Origin of the sequence: Megasphaera sp. UBA4233 (assembly GCF_002395615.1) — a bacterium.
Lineage (GTDB): Bacteria > Bacillota > Negativicutes > Veillonellales > Megasphaeraceae > Megasphaera > Megasphaera hexanoica.
Genome location: NZ_DGXL01000003.1, coordinates 1 through 16,583, shown reverse-complemented (window position 1 = coordinate 16,583; position 16,583 = coordinate 1). Strand labels below are relative to the sequence as shown.

The 16,583-nt window shown below is 45.1% G+C and carries 19 protein-coding genes; 6 read left to right on the top strand and 13 right to left on the bottom strand.

Going from position 1 to position 16,583, the window contains the following annotated elements:
* On the bottom strand, positions 1 to 3,313 hold a 3,313-nt coding region (gene nifJ, locus B2U90_RS00515), incomplete at its 3' end, for a pyruvate:ferredoxin (flavodoxin) oxidoreductase (protein ID WP_292016833.1).
* Positions 3,314 to 3,819: 506 nt separating this feature from the next.
* On the opposite strand from nifJ, the gene B2U90_RS00510 reads away from it, so the two are divergent.
* The 4 genes from B2U90_RS00510 to B2U90_RS00495 all read left to right on the top strand — a co-directional run bounded on the left by B2U90_RS00510 (position 3,820) and on the right by B2U90_RS00495 (position 6,510).
* Positions 3,820 to 4,731, top strand: coding sequence for a LysR family transcriptional regulator (locus B2U90_RS00510; RefSeq protein WP_059076876.1), 912 nt, complete (start codon positions 3,820 to 3,822; stop codon positions 4,729 to 4,731).
* 36 nt (positions 4,732 to 4,767) lie between these two features.
* Entirely contained in the window at positions 4,768 to 5,172 is a 405-nt protein-coding gene (locus B2U90_RS00505; protein ID WP_292016832.1) for a hypothetical protein, read from the top strand.
* 202 nt (positions 5,173 to 5,374) lie between these two features.
* On the top strand, positions 5,375 to 5,884 hold the full coding sequence (locus B2U90_RS00500) for an S-adenosylmethionine decarboxylase family protein (protein ID WP_059076874.1): 510 nt from the start codon (positions 5,375 to 5,377) through the stop codon (positions 5,882 to 5,884).
* A gap of 23 nt (positions 5,885 to 5,907) precedes the next feature.
* Entirely contained in the window at positions 5,908 to 6,510 is a 603-nt protein-coding gene (locus B2U90_RS00495) for an HD-GYP domain-containing protein (protein ID WP_059076873.1), read from the top strand.
* 87 nt (positions 6,511 to 6,597) lie between these two features.
* Here B2U90_RS00495 and B2U90_RS00490 read toward each other — a convergent pair whose 3' ends face one another.
* From B2U90_RS00490 to B2U90_RS00470, 5 genes are read right to left on the bottom strand one after another with little or no spacing between them, the layout of a single operon-like run.
* Positions 6,598 to 7,233, bottom strand: coding sequence for a ComF family protein (locus B2U90_RS00490; protein WP_150824644.1), 636 nt, complete (start codon positions 7,231 to 7,233; stop codon positions 6,598 to 6,600).
* Complete coding sequence (locus tag B2U90_RS00485; RefSeq protein WP_236699677.1) at positions 7,230 to 9,422, bottom strand: ATP-dependent RecD-like DNA helicase; 2,193 nt, start codon at positions 9,420 to 9,422, stop codon at positions 7,230 to 7,232. Before B2U90_RS00485 ends, B2U90_RS00490 begins: the two co-directional genes overlap by 4 nt.
* Positions 9,400 to 9,666, bottom strand: a complete 267-nt coding sequence (locus B2U90_RS00480; RefSeq protein ID WP_292016831.1) for a chorismate mutase — start codon at positions 9,664 to 9,666, stop codon at positions 9,400 to 9,402. The genes B2U90_RS00485 and B2U90_RS00480 overlap by 23 nt, the downstream gene beginning before the upstream one ends.
* A 12-nt stretch (positions 9,667 to 9,678) precedes the next feature.
* Positions 9,679 to 10,224, bottom strand: coding sequence for a hypothetical protein (locus B2U90_RS00475; RefSeq protein WP_292016830.1), 546 nt, complete (start codon positions 10,222 to 10,224; stop codon positions 9,679 to 9,681).
* Between the two features lie 21 nt (positions 10,225 to 10,245).
* Positions 10,246 to 10,656 (bottom strand): zinc ribbon domain-containing protein, encoded by a 411-nt coding sequence (locus B2U90_RS00470; RefSeq protein ID WP_075582081.1) that lies wholly within the window; start codon positions 10,654 to 10,656, stop codon positions 10,246 to 10,248.
* A 270-nt stretch (positions 10,657 to 10,926) separates the two neighbouring features.
* On the opposite strand from B2U90_RS00470, the gene B2U90_RS00465 reads away from it, so the two are divergent.
* Positions 10,927 to 12,396 (top strand): amino acid permease, encoded by a 1,470-nt coding sequence (locus B2U90_RS00465; protein ID WP_170087474.1) that lies wholly within the window; start codon positions 10,927 to 10,929, stop codon positions 12,394 to 12,396.
* Between the two features lie 236 nt (positions 12,397 to 12,632).
* Here the strand turns inward: B2U90_RS00465 and B2U90_RS00460 are convergent, their stop codons facing one another.
* From B2U90_RS00460 to B2U90_RS00435, 6 genes are all read right to left on the bottom strand, one after another.
* Entirely contained in the window at positions 12,633 to 12,872 is a 240-nt protein-coding gene (locus B2U90_RS00460; protein ID WP_292016829.1) for a hypothetical protein, read from the bottom strand.
* A gap of 274 nt (positions 12,873 to 13,146) precedes the next feature.
* Entirely contained in the window at positions 13,147 to 13,431 is a 285-nt protein-coding gene (locus tag B2U90_RS00455; RefSeq protein WP_059076865.1) for a hypothetical protein, read from the bottom strand.
* 31 nt (positions 13,432 to 13,462) lie between these two features.
* A complete protein-coding gene (locus B2U90_RS00450) occupies positions 13,463 to 14,047 on the bottom strand; it encodes an N-acetylmuramoyl-L-alanine amidase family protein (protein ID WP_292016828.1) in 585 nt (194 codons plus the stop codon).
* Complete coding sequence (locus B2U90_RS00445; RefSeq protein ID WP_292016827.1) at positions 14,044 to 14,490, bottom strand: phage holin family protein; 447 nt, start codon at positions 14,488 to 14,490, stop codon at positions 14,044 to 14,046. Before B2U90_RS00445 ends, B2U90_RS00450 begins: the two co-directional genes overlap by 4 nt.
* A complete protein-coding gene (locus B2U90_RS00440; protein WP_292016826.1) occupies positions 14,487 to 14,621 on the bottom strand; it encodes a hypothetical protein in 135 nt (44 codons plus the stop codon). Before B2U90_RS00440 ends, B2U90_RS00445 begins: the two co-directional genes overlap by 4 nt.
* Positions 14,622 to 15,071, bottom strand: a complete 450-nt coding sequence (locus tag B2U90_RS00435; RefSeq protein ID WP_292016825.1) for a hypothetical protein — start codon at positions 15,069 to 15,071, stop codon at positions 14,622 to 14,624. It lies immediately after the preceding gene.
* A gap of 51 nt (positions 15,072 to 15,122) precedes the next feature.
* On the opposite strand from B2U90_RS00435, the gene B2U90_RS00430 reads away from it, so the two are divergent.
* The gene (locus B2U90_RS00430; protein WP_292016824.1) at positions 15,123 to 16,163 is read left to right on the top strand and encodes a tyrosine-type recombinase/integrase; all 1,041 of its coding nucleotides are present in this window, start codon (positions 15,123 to 15,125) and stop codon (positions 16,161 to 16,163) included.
* Between the two features lie 193 nt (positions 16,164 to 16,356).
* On the opposite strand, the gene B2U90_RS00425 is transcribed toward B2U90_RS00430, so the two are convergent.
* The gene (locus B2U90_RS00425) at positions 16,357 to 16,554 is read right to left on the bottom strand and encodes a hypothetical protein (protein ID WP_292016823.1); all 198 of its coding nucleotides are present in this window, start codon (positions 16,552 to 16,554) and stop codon (positions 16,357 to 16,359) included.
* Positions 16,555 to 16,583: the final 29 nt, after the last annotated feature.

Here is a 16,583-nt window from a genome sequence, read left to right as displayed (position 1 = left end):
CTTTGAGATCCGGGTTGTAACGGAACAGATCCCAATAACCGCACTGTACAGCAAGCTGTTCTTCTGTCTGGCTCTTGCCCATGCCTTTACGGATACCATGGTTGATGCAAGGAGCATAGCAGATGACGAGGGAAGGACCATGATAAGCTTCAGCTTCGGTCATAGCTTTGAGGAGCTGGTTCTTATCAGCGCCCATAGCTACCTGAGCTACATATACATAGCCATAGGAGATAGCCATCATGCCGAGGTCTTTCTTCTTCGTGCGTTTACCAGAAGCGGCAAACTGGGCAACAGCAGCGGACGGAGTAGCTTTGGAGGACTGGCCGCCTGTGTTGGAGTAAACTTCCGTATCGAGTACGAGAACGTTTACATCCTGATCCTGTGCGAGTACGTGGTCAACACCGCCGTAACCGATATCATAGGACCAGCCATCACCACCGATGATCCAGTGGGAACGTTTAACGAGGTACTGTTTCTTTTCGAGGATATCTTCCAGGACCGGTTTGCCAGCTGCTTCTTTTTCAAGGAGAGCAACTACTTTATCAGCGCGTTCGCGGGAACCTTCGCCTTCATACATGTTGGCAGCCCAGTCGCTGAGAGCAGCCTGGAGTTCGTCAGAAGCAACAGCTTTGGCAGCTTCTACTTCATCAGCCAGGTCTTTACGTACTTTATCTACGCCCATGAACATGCCGAGACCAAATTCAGCAGCATCTTCGAAGAGGCTGTTAGCCCAGGAAGGACCATGACCTTTGGCGTTTGTAGTGTACGGGGAAACAGGAGCAGATGCACCCCAGATAGAGGAGCAGCCTGTAGCATTAGCAATCATCATGCGATCGCCAAAGAGCTGTGTGAGCAGTTTGACATACGGTGTTTCGCCGCAGCCTGCGCAGGCACCGGAGAATTCGAGCAGCGGCTGTTCGAACTGGCTGCCGATAACCGTCTTCTTGTTCTGCGGGTTAGCTTTCGGAGCTACCTTATCCTGTGCATAGTACCAGAAATCCATCTTAGCGCGTTCTTTGTCGTCGTTCGGAACCATGGTCAGAGCTTTGGCCGGGCAGACGTTGACGCAGGAACCGCATTCGAGGCAGTCGAGCTGGTCTACAACAATCGTAACATTGTATTCTTTACCGCTCTTTGCCTTAGCAGCAGCTTTGAAGCCTTCCGGAGCAGCTGCCAGTTCTTCAGCAGTGGTCAGTACCGGACGGATCGTAGCATGCGGGCAGACAAAGGAGCACTGCATACAACCAACGCATTTTTCTGCATCCCAGGCAGGAACGTGCAGAGCCGGGCCGGCTTTTTCGAATTTTGCAGTACCGGAAGGCATCGTGCCATCTTCACGGCCGACAAAATCGGATACTTTCAGGTCGTCGCCAACCTGGCCGAGCATCGGAGCAGCAACTTTTTCGAAGTATTCCGGAACCGGACGGCCTTCGACAACTTCGTCTTTGGCATCAGCCCAGGAAGCCGGATAATTTACTTCGTGGAATTCTTTAATACCAGCATCAACGGCGCCATTGTTCATGTCAACGACTTTCTGGCCTTTCTTGCCATAGTTCTTGATGATGGAATCTTTCAGATATTTAACGGCATCTTCAACAGGAATAATCTTGGCAAGAGCAAAGAATGCAGCCTGCATGACCATGTTGATACGTGTGCCGAGGCCCAGTTTCTGGCCAATAGCATCGCCGTTCAGGGTGTAGAATTTAACGTGATTCTTAGCGATAGCACGTTTAATCTTAGCCGGCAGTTCTTTATCCAGTTCTTCATCTGTCCATGTGCAGTTCAGCATGAACGTACCGCCGTCTTTAATGCCGCGGAGGATGTCGAACCGTTTAACATAGGACTGACGATGACATGCAATGTAATCAGCAGCATCGATCAGATACGGCATATCGATTGGGTTCTTACCAAAGCGGAGGTGAGAAATCGTTACGCCGCCGGATTTCTTGGAGTCATAAGCAAAGTATGCCTGAGCATACATGTCGGTGTGGTCACCGATGATCTTGATAGCGGATTTGTTAGCGCCAACAGTACCGTCGGAACCGAAGCCCCAGAATTTGCAGGATGTAAGGCCTTCCGTGTTGAGCGGCATCTTCGGAGCACGCGGCAGGGAAAGGTTGGTTACATCATCAACGATACCGATTGTGAAGCCATTGAGCGGATGTTCTTTCTTGACTTCTTCGAATACGGGGAGGATATCTTCTGGAACAACGTCTTTGGAGCCAAGACCGGCACGGCCGCCGATGACATCGATATCGAGGCCCTGTTCTTTAACAAAGTCAACAATATCCAGATACAGCGGTTCGCCAAGGGAGCCCGGTTCTTTTGTACGGTCGATGACAGCAATCTTTTTAACGGTCTTCGGCAGTACAGCAGACAGATATTTAGCAGAGAACGGACGATACAGATGGACATTGATAGCGCCAACTTTTTCGCCTTTGCTGTTCAGATAATCAACAGCCTGTTTAACTACGTCAGAGAGAGAACCCATGGAAACGATAATCGATTCTGCATCTTCTGCGCCGTAGTAGTTAAACGGTTTGTACGTACGGCCAGTGATTTCGGAAATCTTAGCCATGTAGTCAGCAACGATATCCGGCATAGCATCGTAGAAGCGGTTGCTGGCTTCAGTGTGCTGGAAGTATACATCCGGGTTTTCAGCAGTGCCGCGGATTTCCGGTTTATCCGGATTCAGGGCACGTTTGCGGAAAGCTTTGACAGCATCCCAGTCAATCAGTTTTTTGAAGTTATCATAATCCATAACTTCAACTTTCTGAATTTCATGAGATGTACGGAAACCATCAAAGAAATTGATGAACGGAAGCGAGCCTTTCAGAGCTGCCAGGTGAGCGACGCCGCCAAGATCCATGACTTCCTGGACATTGGATTCAGCCAAGAGACAGCAGCCAGTAGCACGGGCAGACATAACGTCCTGATGATCGCCGAAAATGCTCAGTGCATGGTTAGCCAGAGCACGGGCAGCTACGTGGAATACACCAGGGAGTAATTCACCGGCAACTTTGTACATATTCGGAATCATGAGCAAAAAGCCCTGGGAAGCCGTATACGTTGTTGTCAAAGCGCCAGCCTGTAAAGAACCGTGGAACGCACCAGCCGCACCAGCTTCAGATTCCATTTCAATAACTTTTACGGTGTTACCGAAAAGGTTCTTCTGACCGGCAGCGGACCAATCATCGACGTGTTCAGCCATAGGCGAAGACGGCGTGATAGGATAAATTGCGGCAACTTCAGTAAATGCATAGGAGACCCATGCAGCAGCTTCATTGCCATCCATGGTTTTGAACTTACTCATAGATAATACACGCTCCTTAATAAAAATATAGATGTATAAACCAATATAAGATACATTAATTATAGCAGCAGCATGTGTATCTTACATTGACAAGCAAAGTTTAGTACGACCCATAAATAACATACATGTCGTAGCGAAAAGGAAGAAGAACCATTTTGATTTGTCTATGCTTCTTTTGCAATGTATTCTGTATACATTGGCGTATTTATGGCACAAAAATAAACAAATCATATAAAAAAGTTATAAAGATTCTTCAAAAAGTATTGCTATTATTCCAATTGTGTAATACTATAAATGTAGTATTACACATATGCAAAGCAATTTGATTGGTGACCTTTTCTCTTTAGTCATTGTATGCCGAACGTACTTGTAACTTTTCCTTACAACGTAATTATAGGCTTTTGACCTTTACAATTCAATACTAAAACGTATGCTATTTTTAATATTCTCATGTTCCTATATGTAAACATATACTCTTTCAGTGTTCATTAACAGGAGGTAAGACTATGGACTTTCATCATCTCAAATATTTTGTCGAAGTAGCTGACAAAAAATCTTTCAGCAAAGCTGCACGCACACTGCACATCTCCCAGTCGGCTATCAGCCGCACAATCAAGGCACTGGAAGAAGAATTAGGCGTCGTACTCTTTATGCGTAACGCAAAAGCCGTTGAACTGACCGATGCGGGTACCATATTCCTTTCCCATGCCAAGCGGGTCGTCTTCATGTTTGAACATTTGAAGACCGATTTTGAAAATGAGTTCAAACTGGAACAAGGTACTGTCCTTATCGGCCTGCCTCCTATTACGGGCGCCCCGATTTTCGCCAATCTTCTCGGTGCGTTCAAACAGGAATACCCCCAGATTGAACTGGATTTATATGAACACGGCTCCAAGAAAGTAGAAATCAGTGTCCAGGAAGGATTGATTGACCTGGGTATTATCTGCACCCAGCCGAAAGAAAAAGATTTCGAATCTTTCTTCCTGACCCAGGATCCGATGAACGTAATCATCCACAGAGACAATATCCTCTCCAAAGAAAAAACAATTCCCTTGAAGAAGCTGGCCAATGAATCGCTCGTACTGTACCGTGACGATTTCAATCTCCATGATGAAATCATCCAGGACTGCAAAAAAATCGGCTTTCAGCCAAAAATCGTTTTCGAAACCAGCCAGCGCGACCTGATGATCCAGACGGTCGTCGCCAACCTGGGTGTGGCACTCCTGCCCAGCCGCATCTGCCCGAATAAAGAATCGAATCCCCGCGTAGCAGAGCAGGTCGTCGTACGTCCTCTCGTTGAACCAGAAATCATGCACGTTCTCTATGTCATCTGGAAACGCGGCCACTACCTGTCTCATGCCGCCCAGCTGTGGCTTGATTTTGTCCGCAATAAGACACGTACCATATCGAATATCTGATGAATATAACCATACTAAGCAGGAAGGTGTGCCATTTTGAGTCTGCCCAGTTCGCTAAAACGCCGCATCATATCGCTATCACAGTCAGATACTGACCATAAGGATGTCCGTCCGGAAGAAGAATATGACCGGCAAAAGCGTATATTGAAAACGCGTTACCAGGCTTTGTCCGAACTGGAAAAATGTCTGGTTCTGTCTCTGACAGCCGCTGTGATATTAGTGGTAATCCAGTTTTTCTGGATCGCGGCTTTACAGTATGAAGTAGCTCTTCTGAAAGAAGAAGTGCATACACAGCAGACCCGGCTCACCCAATTGGAACAAGCCAGCCAGAAACATAATAATCTTCTCTATTCGACGTATGAATCAATGGAAGACCTGAATAAAAAATGGCATGACCTCCACTTCCGTGTTTTAGAAAATACATGGAAATTAGGAAACTGATTGTAAAAGACTGCCACACGCTCTGACGTGCGGCAGCCTTTTTTCGTCAAGAACGTCAATAATGGTATTGTCAAATTCTTTTTCCGATTTCAGCATATAAAATGAGTATAGTTTTACAAATAGCTTACGGATTCAGAAATCACGTTTACAAGGAAGATAAAAAATTATATAATGAACTGTAACTAAACGATGGGTGGATTCTATGAACAATACATTAGGAAAACATTTACTGATTGACTTTTATAATTGTAAGGCTGTGTTTACAGATCCTGAAGATTTACAGCCTTTAGTTGAACGCGCTTTCGAGCTCGTAGGTGCCACGTTAGATGGGGCGAGTTTCTATCATCTCGATAATGAACTGACCTGCATTGCCGTTTCCGGCAATGCACATCTTTGCATACATACCTATCCTGATCTTTCTTATGCCGCAGTCGATATCTATAGCTTTAATACGGATCTTCAGGCAAGTAAAATCATGAGTGCCCTGAAAATTATCTTAAAATCAGACCGCATCAAAGCGACAAGTATCCGCCGTGGTGATTTTGGTTCTATCCGGGACATGCGTCCGAAACGCAAAAGCAAGATTACAACGGTACGAAGAATGAAAAATACAGGCGCACGCATCAAGCGTACCAGCGCCAAGATGTTTTCTATTCTCCGCCATCCTAAACGTTCCCGGCGTATACGCAGCTATCAGAATAGAAAGAAATAAGTTTTACGGAAGGGTTTGTCTCTATGTTTATGATGTCACTTAACCAATCAGCCGGCATCGGGTCTGAAGAAAGAGAATCTCTAGACGCCATTACCGCTGATTTGTTGCAGTTTATACAACTAAAAAGCCATAGGCTGTACATGCATTCTCTGCAAGTTGCCAATTACAGCGTCAGTGTAGCGGCCAAATTAGCTCTGCCAAAGAGTGAAATTGAGCAGATAAAACATGCTGCTTTGCTTCATGATGTGGGACTATTGTTTGTATCAAATACCCTGCTGGCTAAAATCCCCTATCTGAATCGCAGCGAAAAAGCGATGTATAAACGTCATGCCGCAGCAGGCGGCAACATGATAGAAAACATCCCCTGCTGCCAGGACATCATCCCGTATATTGTATATCATCATGAACGATGGGACGGTTCCGGATTTCCCAAACACCTGCGGGGGGCCAATATTCCCCTTGGTGCCCGCATTATAGCCGTAGCTGACTATTACGATACGATTATTAATCCCAGCACCGAATTCTGGGCTAAAACCAAAACACAGGCCGTGCGGGAATTGTTTAGTGCTTCCGGACTTCTTTTCGATCCGGAAATCGTCAAAGCTTTTATTGAAACGCTGGGCTAAAAACATATTGAAATGATAATACCTTATCAAAACGGACAGGTGACGAAACATACATCGTTACCTGTCCATTTTATTCGTATATCATCCTCATCTGGCACCGCTGGCGATGACAAGACCGGTCACTCTGGCAGCGCCTTTTTTCTTTAGCGCATGGGCACAGGATTCCATGGTAGCACCAGTCGTATAAATGTCGTCGACCAGAAGAATCGATTTCCCTTGTATTCTCACACCGTATTTGACAGAAAATCCGTCGGCTACATTTTTCGCTCTTTCCGGACGTGACAGAGTCCACTGGGATTGAGTAGCCCTCCGCCGCTGCAAGGCATCCGACCAGACGGTGAATGTCTCCGCCCAGGAACGAAAAATAAACTCGCTCTGATTATATCCCCGCTTTTGGAGTCTGATCAGCGACAGCGGAACGGGAACAGCTATATCCAGCTGGATGTCTCTCATCCAGGGAAACCGGGATAACAAATACAAGCATGCCGCCTCATATTGGAATTTCCGCTCATACTTGATTTGCTGCAGAACACGCCGTATACAGCCCCTGTAATCGGTCAGAGCATAACATCCGTCAAGATGATTACGGCGGCTGCCATCAATGATTCGGGGATGCCATACCGATTGAAAACAGAGAGAACACCAGGTTCCATGGCGTTTCACAGGCCGGCCGCATCCAGGACAACGGGGCGGATAGAGAAAGGTATGCAACCAGTTCGTCATGTAATTTCTTCCCGGCGTATCCGCTCTGCCAGCAGTGTATGGCGCTGACTGGTCCGCACGTTCTCTACAGCTCTTTCTAACGCCCGTTTCGTCCCAACCAGGATTACCTTACGTTTAGCCCTGGTTACTGCCGTATACAGGAGGTTCCGCTGAAGCATAATGGCATGACTATTGACTAATGCCATAATGACGACTTGATACTCGCTTCCCTGGCTTTTATGGACCGTAATGGCATAGGCCAGCGTTATTTCATCCAGTTCCGGCCCTTCATATTTGACATCGTGTTCTGGATAACGAACATATACGATCTTGTCCGTTACAGCAAATACTTCGCCTATGTCACCATTGAATACGCCCTTTTCATAATCATTTTGCTTCTGCATGACTTTGTCGCCTGTGCGGTATAAGGTATGTCCATTCTTTAATTCCGTCTTTCCCTGTGACGGAGGATTCGTCTTTTCCTGTATGAGGGCATTCAGATGATCGACACCGCAATCCTGCCGGTACATAGGAGATAACACTTGCACGGCAAACTTATCTCCCGTCTCAGACGTTTCCGATTCATATAACTGGCTGATGATTTCTGCTCCCTGACTTTCGCTGTCAATCGTAATAAAGCGAAATTCCTCGTCTTCATTGACAACAGGCATCCGGCCGTAATTAATCAGATGGGCATTGGTTACGATGCGGCCGCCTTCCCGCTGACGGAAAATCGTGTCCAGACGGATAACGGATACGCATCCGGAACGGATAATATCGTGCAGGACAGATCCGGCCCCCACAGAAGGAAGCTGATCGGCATCGCCGACCAGAATGACGCGGCAAGACGGTGGAAGTGCCTGGAAAAGGTGATACATGAGGCTCATATCCAGCATCGATACTTCATCGACGATGACCAGATCTGCTTTGAGAAGATTCGTTTCATTATATTCAAATATCTGCATACGGCCATGGAACCCCATAGGGACCAGCAGGCGGTGAATCGTCAGTGCCTTTCGCTCCGTCGTTTCAGAAAGGCGTTTGGCAGCTCGGCCCGTCGGCGCGCATAAAATGATACGCAATTGTTCCTGTTCAGCCAGACTGATAATAGTCTGCACAACCGTCGTCTTCCCGGTTCCCGGTCCCCCAGTGATGACCAATAATCCCGACTGCAACGACGCTTCGACGGCTTCTCTCTGTTTTTCTGCCAGTTCAAAATGGCAGATATCCTGCCAGCGGTCTAAAAATAGTTGAACCGGCGTATGAACAGGCAAAGGCTTCATTTCAGACATATATTGAATCCGTCTGGCTATGTCGCATTCTTCGTCATGCATTTCCGGCATATAAATATAGGTTCCACCACCATAATCAGCCGATATCAATTGGCCGATGTCAAGGGCTTCTTCCAGGATATTCCGTAATTGCAAAGAATCCGCCCGCAGGACAGAGGCCGTCCGGCGGATCAACTCCGTATCGGGTATACAAACGTGCCCATTTCCCGTCATTTCAGAAAGCACATAGGTCATACCTGCTACCAGCCGTTCCTCGGAAGACGGATCCAGTCCGAAGGCAAGGGCCATCTGATCTGCCGTTTTAAACCCGATCCCTTCGATTTCCAGAATCATCCGGTACGGTTCATGCTCCAGTACATATTGAGTATCACTGCCATATTTCTGTACCAGACGTGAGGCAAACCGGCCGGAAATACCGTGTGTTTCCAGGCAAAGAGCAATGTCATTTACTTCTTTCTCTTTACGGAACGAATCCGTTATATCTGCTAGTTTCTTTCTGCCAATGCCCTCTATTTCCAGGAGACGCTGCGGTTCTTTTTCCAATACCTCCATAGCCCCGCTGCCAAAAGCTTCCACAATACGATGTGCCAGAGACGGGCCTATCCCCTTGACAGCCCCTGATGCCAGGAACCGCTCCATCCCCTCTTCCGTATCGGGAACCAGGCGTTTCCAGCAACCGGCCTGATACTGTCTGCCATACCGTCGGTGCTCTGTCCATCGCCCCTGGACCTCCAGCCGGTCACCTACCAGAGGTTTACTGCCATTTCCCGTCACAGTGACGACAGAATCATCATCTTCACGGCGCAGGCGGAATACAAGATAATCCGAATCGGGTGCTTCAAACAAAATGCGTTCCACGACACCTTGTAATGTATTGTTTTCTTTTATCATAGCGTCATTCCATGCGTTTTCGTTCATAGTTCTTACTTTCATCCATAATACAACGGTAAATCGTCTGTAAATAGGGCGCAAGCTCTTTATCTGCTGCCAGTCCGGCAATTTTATCCAGGACTGCCCGTTCACGCCGGGGATCGTATATTTCCAGATGATGTTCTTTCTTATAGGCAGCTACCTGTGCGACAATTTTCATCCGTGCTTCCAACAGCTTCGTCAATTCCTGATCCAGCCGGTCGATTTCATGCCGGTATGTTTCCAGTTCCATTTCGTATCACTCCTAAAAAAGTTGTCCTGCCGGCTGGGGAGCCAGTTGTTCCCACACTAACCAGATCAGCACAATCAGTAAAATAATAGTCAGGCTTCCCCGCCACCATGGAGAAAACATGACATGCTGCACAAACGTAACCGCTTTTTCGGCCGTAATCTTATACTGGATTTCTTCTCCTTTATTCAGCAGGCAGAACTCTCTGGCGATTCCGTCTTGTATAATAGTCCCATTACAGTGTATCGTAACAATACAATGATGAGCATATAAGACGCGCGTCAACTGAATCAGCCACTGTTTCAAGTGGTCCAGGAATAGAGAATCTGAACAGGCACTCTGATAGGCAAACAAGCTGATAGTTGTCTCCATAATACCTTCTTGTATGTCATACCGGATAAAAGGGTAATCCTCCTGTAATACAGAGATCATCTGGTTTATCGTCTGTTTCAGATCTGGTGTCAATGTAAACAGCTTGCCTCTTGATTCAGGAGCCAGACTTATTTCACCAGCCAGTGTAATATAGGAAGAACCATAATAATGACGGATTTTTTTTATCATCTTCCAGCCACTCCTCCTGCATCATAACCGTGACCCACATTTGGGACAAAAAACGCTGTCGTCCGGCACCTTGTTTCCACAGTGCTTACAAAAACGGGGCGATGGACTGCCTTCTATTTCCCGCTTCTTTTCCTGTCGGATTTTTCCCGGTTCATTGCCTTCGAGATGATCCATGCGATTTTCTATATGATCCATCCGCGAATGCATATCCGCTTCAGAGACTGCTACCCGTTCTTTCAGCATGCCATTTTCCCTCCGGCTCCGCTCGAGTTCCTGTTCAATAGATAAATCTTTCATGACAGCTAGTACGATAGCAGCCAGCACGGGGCTGACCAAAAGAGCAGCCAGCGTCCAGATAATACCATTTCGTCCCCTGCGGCCTGCCCATATCCCGACGAGGACAGCAAAGATAATATATGCTATAAAAGACATATTCATTCACCTTCTATACTAAATTCATAATACATACCATGATACATATTATACGTTAAATCAGCATGAACAGCAAATCCCCTGTAAAACCTGTAAAAGCAGCCTACATGCAACGAACAGGTATCTTATCTATATATTAGACAGATGTTATAGTATACGTTAAAATGTATACTATAACAAGAATAATCCCATTGCTATCCTATATAAACTTCTGTATAATAAAAAGTATTGGGGTGTTCTTATACAATTACATATAAAGGTAGTGATTTCATGCAAGAAGAACAGCACGAAGAAGGCCTGCGACGAAGTCTGAAAGCACGTCATATGAACATGATTGCCATTGGCGGTGCCATCGGCACAGGACTGTTCGTAGCCGGTGGGGAAACGGTCAGTACAGCTGGTCCGGGCGGTGCACTCGTCGCCTATTCCCTGATTGGTATCATGGTCTACTTTCTCATGACAAGCCTGGGAGAAATGGCAGCATATCTGCCTGTCAGCGGCTCATTTGAAACCTATGCAAACCGCTATGTAGACAAATCCCTGGGATTTGCCCTGGGATGGAATTACTGGTTCAACTGGGCAATTACCGTAGCAGCTGAATTAGTTGCCGGAGCGCTGATCATGAAATACTGGTTCCCTGATATACCAGCAGCCATCTGGAGCGGGATTTTTCTTATCGTATTATTTACATTGAATTACCTCTCAACCCGCTCATATGGTGAAAGTGAATTCATTTTCGCCGGTATAAAAGTACTCACGGTACTCGTATTTCTCTTTGCCGGTACCCTTCTCATTCTGGGACTGGGACCGGAACCATCACCGGGATTTACAAACTGGACCATCGGTGATGCACCTTTTGTCGGTGGTTTCACGGCTATGTTGGGGATTTTCATGGTAGCCGGATTTTCATTCCAGGGAACAGAAATGATAGGCATCGCTGCCGGTGAAAGCGAAGATCCGGAAAAAAATGTTCCCCGCGCTGTCAAATCAATTTTCTGGCGCATACTTCTCTTTTACTTAGGTGCGTTTATTGTCATCGGCTTCCTGATCCCATACACCGATCCCAATTTACTCAATACAGAAATTGAGAATATTTCCGTAAGTCCGTTCACGCTGGTATTTGAACGATTCGGGCTGGCAGCAGCTGCGTCCGTCATGAACGCGGTCATACTGACTGCCGTGTTATCAGCCGGCAACTCCGGTCTGTACGTCTCGACCCGTATGTTGTATGCCATGGCTGAAACAGGTCAGGCACCGAGATGCTTCCTGAAGCTGAATAAACGAGGTGTACCTACGAATGCTCTCTTTGCCACCGTCGTCTTCGGACTGGCGGCCTTCCTGACCTCACTCATAGGGGAAGGCAAAGCCTATGACTGGCTGGTAAACATCAGCGGTATGGCCGGCTTCATCACCTGGATAGGTATTGCCATCTGCCATTACCGTTTCCGTCGTGCCTATGTCGCACAAGGTAAGGATCTGAAAGACCTTCCATACCGCGCAAAGTGGTTCCCCTTCGGCCCCCTTCTGGCCTTACTGATGTGTATCATCGTCACGGCAGGTCAGAATTATTCTGCCTTTACCGGCACGGAAATTGACTGGTATGGTGCCAGTGTTGCCTACATAGGTATACCTGTGTTTTTGGCCGTATTCTTATGGCATAAAGCAAAGAACCATACGCATATCATCCCTCTGAAAGAAGTCAATCTCTCCCGCGAAGGAAATCGGAAAATTAAGCCGTAGCAAAAAAGGATGTAACGAAATGACAAAGACGCTTCGTTACATCCTTTTATTATATAACATTATAATTTTTTCGTTTCAGGTGATAATTCATGACGCGAACACAAAGCAAAGCATCCTTCCCGTACAGCGTCACGCAGAGAAGAAAACGTGATAGTTGCAGCTGCCTTATCAGGTTCATAGGTCATATGCAGCATGCGGATTGCCACATGGCGGCCAGACAGGCAATTCAGGCAGTTTCAACGTTCTTCAGCCGTTTCACCAAGATCACGCTGAGAGTAACAGACCAGTTCATCTCCAGCTTTTAAACGGCGTAACAGCAGCCTTCTGGCAGGATGGTCCGGATGACGGGGATTCATATCCTCGATAATCAAGTGTTCCATCTTAACGCCGGCCCGCAATAGTTCCTTCTGCTGAGGCATATTCTGTTGAAAATCCATAAAAAAAGAAGGATCTACGCAAGCATATCCATACTTCATATCTATTCACCTGGCTAACCAAAAAGAATGAGGATCATACAATATAAAAGCAGCTCATACAAAATGCATGAGCTGCCTGTGGTGAACCGTTTAAATGTTCACTCTAACCTCTTTACATTTTTCATAAATCATTTTGTATGTTCAAAATATGTAGCTTAGTTTTCTTTTTCTTATACATCTTTTTCGCTGTATTGTCAATCGTTTTGGATTGATTTTGACAAAAAAATACGCCCGTAACTCTAGGTAAATAATAGAGTTGCGGGCTTTTTGGTATTTAGTTGTTAACCGTTGTAGTACTCTTGCTCAGCACCAGTTTAGTAAGCCAGATGGTACCGTTAATTAAGAGCGGCAACACAAATTTATCACGAATCGCATTCCAGCCGGTTTCAGATGCCGCCTGGGTCTGAATCTGTGTAACGAATTTGTCGGCAACAGCTTCGATCGCCGGCATGCCATCATTGATTAAACTGGCTGTCAACTGGTCTTTTGCCGCTTCGGCCACCTCATTAACATCTAATGCTGATACTAACCCGTCGCGTACTTCTGTCCATTTACTCATCGTTCATTCCTCCATATATTAATGATTTTAATTAAAAAATAGATTGTACATAGTCAGTTACACCGCGTGCAATTGCTCGAGCAATATCATCCCAATGTTGTACCAGCAATAGCGCATCGTCGTCATTATCAATAAAAGCTGTTTCAACTAACACCGCCGGCATGTCTGTATAGCGGAGTACAAGCAACCCAGGCATTTCTTTTACTCCCCTATCAACGGTGTCAATGCTGTCAATGAGTTGGGATTGAATGAACCGGGCTAAACCTCCTCCATTGCCCGTCTGGCTGTAGCATTCGGTTTCTGTCCCACGAGCATTGCCGTTCGCTGCATTGCAGTGGATAGATACAAAAACATCTGCTCCCCATTCGTTAGCTGTTTCAGTAACAGTCATCCCTTGGCGATCATTATAGTCGCTACGCCCTGTCGGCGTCGGCGCTAAATTGTCGCTTTGCATTAAATAGCATTCACAGCCAGCCGCTTCAAGATATTTTTGCACAGCAGTACCGATTTTGGCTGCTACATCGCATTCGCGCAAATCTACATTTCCATCCGCGTCATAATGTACTGCGCCACTATCATACTTAATATCATGGCCCGGATTGATAAATACCTTCATTTTCGTTCCTCCTTTTTGTTGGTCAATTGTTCTAATGTATCTTTTAATCTGGCTGGCACCGGTAAACCGGCTTTTGCCGCATTTTCAATAATTGATAAACCCTCATTTCCCAAAAAAAACCACACAACTAGCGATTGGACAGCCGGCTGTCCAGTTGCCCGATCTAATTCGTGAGCCAATGCGACAAGCAACAGTATCACGATTTTTTTGCATATTCCCTTGAATCCGCGTTGACTATTGAGCTGCATATTGGGATTGATATATGCCGCCAAGATTCCAGTAATATAATCAATAGCCATGGCCACTAATAATGCTTCTATTACTGTATTCCATCCAACCAGATATGAAAAAATGGTTCCAACGCATGATACTGCTGCTCCCCACTCTATTTCGGTCCCTTCCGGGTCCATCTCGCGAAAAAAATTGATTACTGCTTCTATCATTTATTTCCCGCCTTTGCTGTACTTTCTTCTGCTGCTTTATTAATTTTTGCACGGATGCATTCTGGGCATTTTTCATTTTTACAATTCCCATTGTCATCTAATTTACGAGCACACAATTTACACCGTTTCATTTATAACGCCTCCAACTCTTTGTTATATGCAGTAATCAAATCCTGGTATTCCGCTTTAATTTCACTTTCAAGTTCTGTGTCTCCTGTCATTACTGCTGTCAATAGATTCTCTTTCAGCTCATCAAGCTGATGGGTATATTCAGCAGCAATTTTAGATGCAGCACTGGCTTTCTTTTCTTCGGCAGTCGGTTCTGGCGGAACGTATTTAACTGGCTTCCCCGTCGTATCATCTCTGATGCATCCTCCATTTAGATACTTGTCATAAGCATCTGCATTAATGATTTCTGCAATAGCGATATCTTCAGACATAGCCTTAATTTCGTTAATCAAGGCAGATACCTTATCGCTATTTCTTTCTTTTTCTGGATCAAATTCACAAATCTTAGACACGATTCGACGTCCGTTTGCATCAAATCCCGCCCCATAATATTGGACATTGGTTTTATTCATATGTTTTCTCCTATAATAAAATGTAAACTAAAATATAATGAGGTGTTTCTTATGAAAAATCCTAATGGCTATGGCTGCATCAGAATTATGGGAGGTAATCGGAGGAGGCCGTATGCTTTTGTAACTACCGTCGCCGGCAAGCAAAAATATATTGCGTCGTTTGAATCGATATATGATGCAAAAGTATTCCAAGCCAATTATTATGCTGATCATCACCAAGATCACCGCCCTTTCCGTAGAAAAACAATAACGTTCTCTGAATTATATTTCAGATGGCTTCCATTCCATTTGAATGAAAATACTGAACTGTCAAATAGTACGAAGGCTAGTTATGAAAATTCATATAAGCATTGCTTTTCCTTGTATGACAAACCTTTTTCTGATTTAACTTTTCTCGATTTGCAATCCGTCATTGATTCCATGCGGCAAAAACAACATCTATCATATTCAAGTTGTAAAAAGGTCAAGAATTTACTGAGCCTGCTTTTTAAATATGCGCAAAAGTCTAATATATGTCGTACAAATTATGCGTTGCTACTATCAATTGGTAGAAATCACCCGGTGTATCCGCATCATGTATTCTCGCGCCAGAAAATCAACAAATTATGGAAGCAAACCGATATCGCTGACAGGGATACTGTATTAATTCTGCTGTATACAGGCATGCGTGTCGGTGAATTACTCCACCTTGAAAAATGCAATATTAATCTTCGACAACGATATATCCGCATCACAAAATCAAAAACGTCATCTGGTATCCGCATCATTCCAATTCATTCGCGAATATTACCATTCTTTGAAAGTCGATTACAGTCCCCTGGTAAATTTTTGATTTGTAATACAGATGGCAATCCATATGAATATTCACAATATCGATCTGCAATCTGGAACAAAGTAATGGCCCAAATTCATGGTCAAAATCACACGCCTCATGACACCCGTCATACCGTCGCGACCTTGCTAGATAATGCCGGTGCCAATGAAAACGCAAAACGTAGGATTTTAGGTCATGCTGGAGGTGATGTGACCGACCGGGTATATACACATAAATCCTTACGACAGCTTCGCAAATGCATAGAACTACTACAATAATTTGCACATAATTTGCTCAAAATAAAAACGCCTTGAATGTTGTTAAATACGCATTCATTGGCGTTTTTTCGTGTTCATAATTTGCTATGATTAAAATCGCAGAATTCATATGCATTACAAAATTTTAAAAATTAAATATTGTGCTGATAATAGCGCTCATGCGATTCTCATCTAACAGAATATTTTTGATAATTTACGACTGAGCCATCTGATTTATATGTTTTTCCAGCTCATCGTATAACTGTTTGATGAGTGTCTCACTAAATGCTACGCCGTAGCTTTTGGCCACGACATCCATCGCATAAATTGCATTACTTACTTCATTTAAAATAACACTTGACCGCTTTTTGTCTTCAGCATTTCCTAAAATTAAATATATAGATTCCGACATTTTATTCATATCCTTTCAACAGTGGGGAA

What these genes read in the sequence shown, in the direction of transcription:
- B2U90_RS00440 (WP_292016826.1), bottom strand. Translation starts at nt 14,621, where the DNA reads ATGAAACGGTGTAAATTGTGTGCTCGTAAATTAGATGACAATGGGAAT.
- B2U90_RS00430 (WP_292016824.1), top strand. Translation starts at nt 15,123, where the DNA reads ATGAAAAATCCTAATGGCTATGGCTGCATCAGAATTATGGGAGGTAAT.
- B2U90_RS00495 (WP_059076873.1), top strand. Translation starts at nt 5,908, where the DNA reads ATGTTTATGATGTCACTTAACCAATCAGCCGGCATCGGGTCTGAAGAA.
- B2U90_RS00510 (WP_059076876.1), top strand. Translation starts at nt 3,820, where the DNA reads ATGGACTTTCATCATCTCAAATATTTTGTCGAAGTAGCTGACAAAAAA.
- B2U90_RS00435 (WP_292016825.1), bottom strand. Translation starts at nt 15,071, where the DNA reads ATGAATAAAACCAATGTCCAATATTATGGGGCGGGATTTGATGCAAAC.
- B2U90_RS00470 (WP_075582081.1), bottom strand. Translation starts at nt 10,656, where the DNA reads ATGTCTTTTATAGCATATATTATCTTTGCTGTCCTCGTCGGGATATGG.
- B2U90_RS00485 (WP_236699677.1), bottom strand. Translation starts at nt 9,422, where the DNA reads ATGAACGAAAACGCATGGAATGACGCTATGATAAAAGAAAACAATACA.
- B2U90_RS00450 (WP_292016828.1), bottom strand. Translation starts at nt 14,047, where the DNA reads ATGAAGGTATTTATCAATCCGGGCCATGATATTAAGTATGATAGTGGC.
- B2U90_RS00455 (WP_059076865.1), bottom strand. Translation starts at nt 13,431, where the DNA reads ATGAGTAAATGGACAGAAGTACGCGACGGGTTAGTATCAGCATTAGAT.
- B2U90_RS00500 (WP_059076874.1), top strand. Translation starts at nt 5,375, where the DNA reads ATGAACAATACATTAGGAAAACATTTACTGATTGACTTTTATAATTGT.
- B2U90_RS00460 (WP_292016829.1), bottom strand. Translation starts at nt 12,872, where the DNA reads ATGAAGTATGGATATGCTTGCGTAGATCCTTCTTTTTTTATGGATTTT.
- B2U90_RS00475 (WP_292016830.1), bottom strand. Translation starts at nt 10,224, where the DNA reads ATGATAAAAAAAATCCGTCATTATTATGGTTCTTCCTATATTACACTG.
- B2U90_RS00465 (WP_170087474.1), top strand. Translation starts at nt 10,927, where the DNA reads ATGCAAGAAGAACAGCACGAAGAAGGCCTGCGACGAAGTCTGAAAGCA.
- B2U90_RS00490 (WP_150824644.1), bottom strand. Translation starts at nt 7,233, where the DNA reads ATGACGAACTGGTTGCATACCTTTCTCTATCCGCCCCGTTGTCCTGGA.
- B2U90_RS00425 (WP_292016823.1), bottom strand. Translation starts at nt 16,554, where the DNA reads ATGTCGGAATCTATATATTTAATTTTAGGAAATGCTGAAGACAAAAAG.
- B2U90_RS00480 (WP_292016831.1), bottom strand. Translation starts at nt 9,666, where the DNA reads ATGGAACTGGAAACATACCGGCATGAAATCGACCGGCTGGATCAGGAA.
- B2U90_RS00445 (WP_292016827.1), bottom strand. Translation starts at nt 14,490, where the DNA reads ATGATAGAAGCAGTAATCAATTTTTTTCGCGAGATGGACCCGGAAGGG.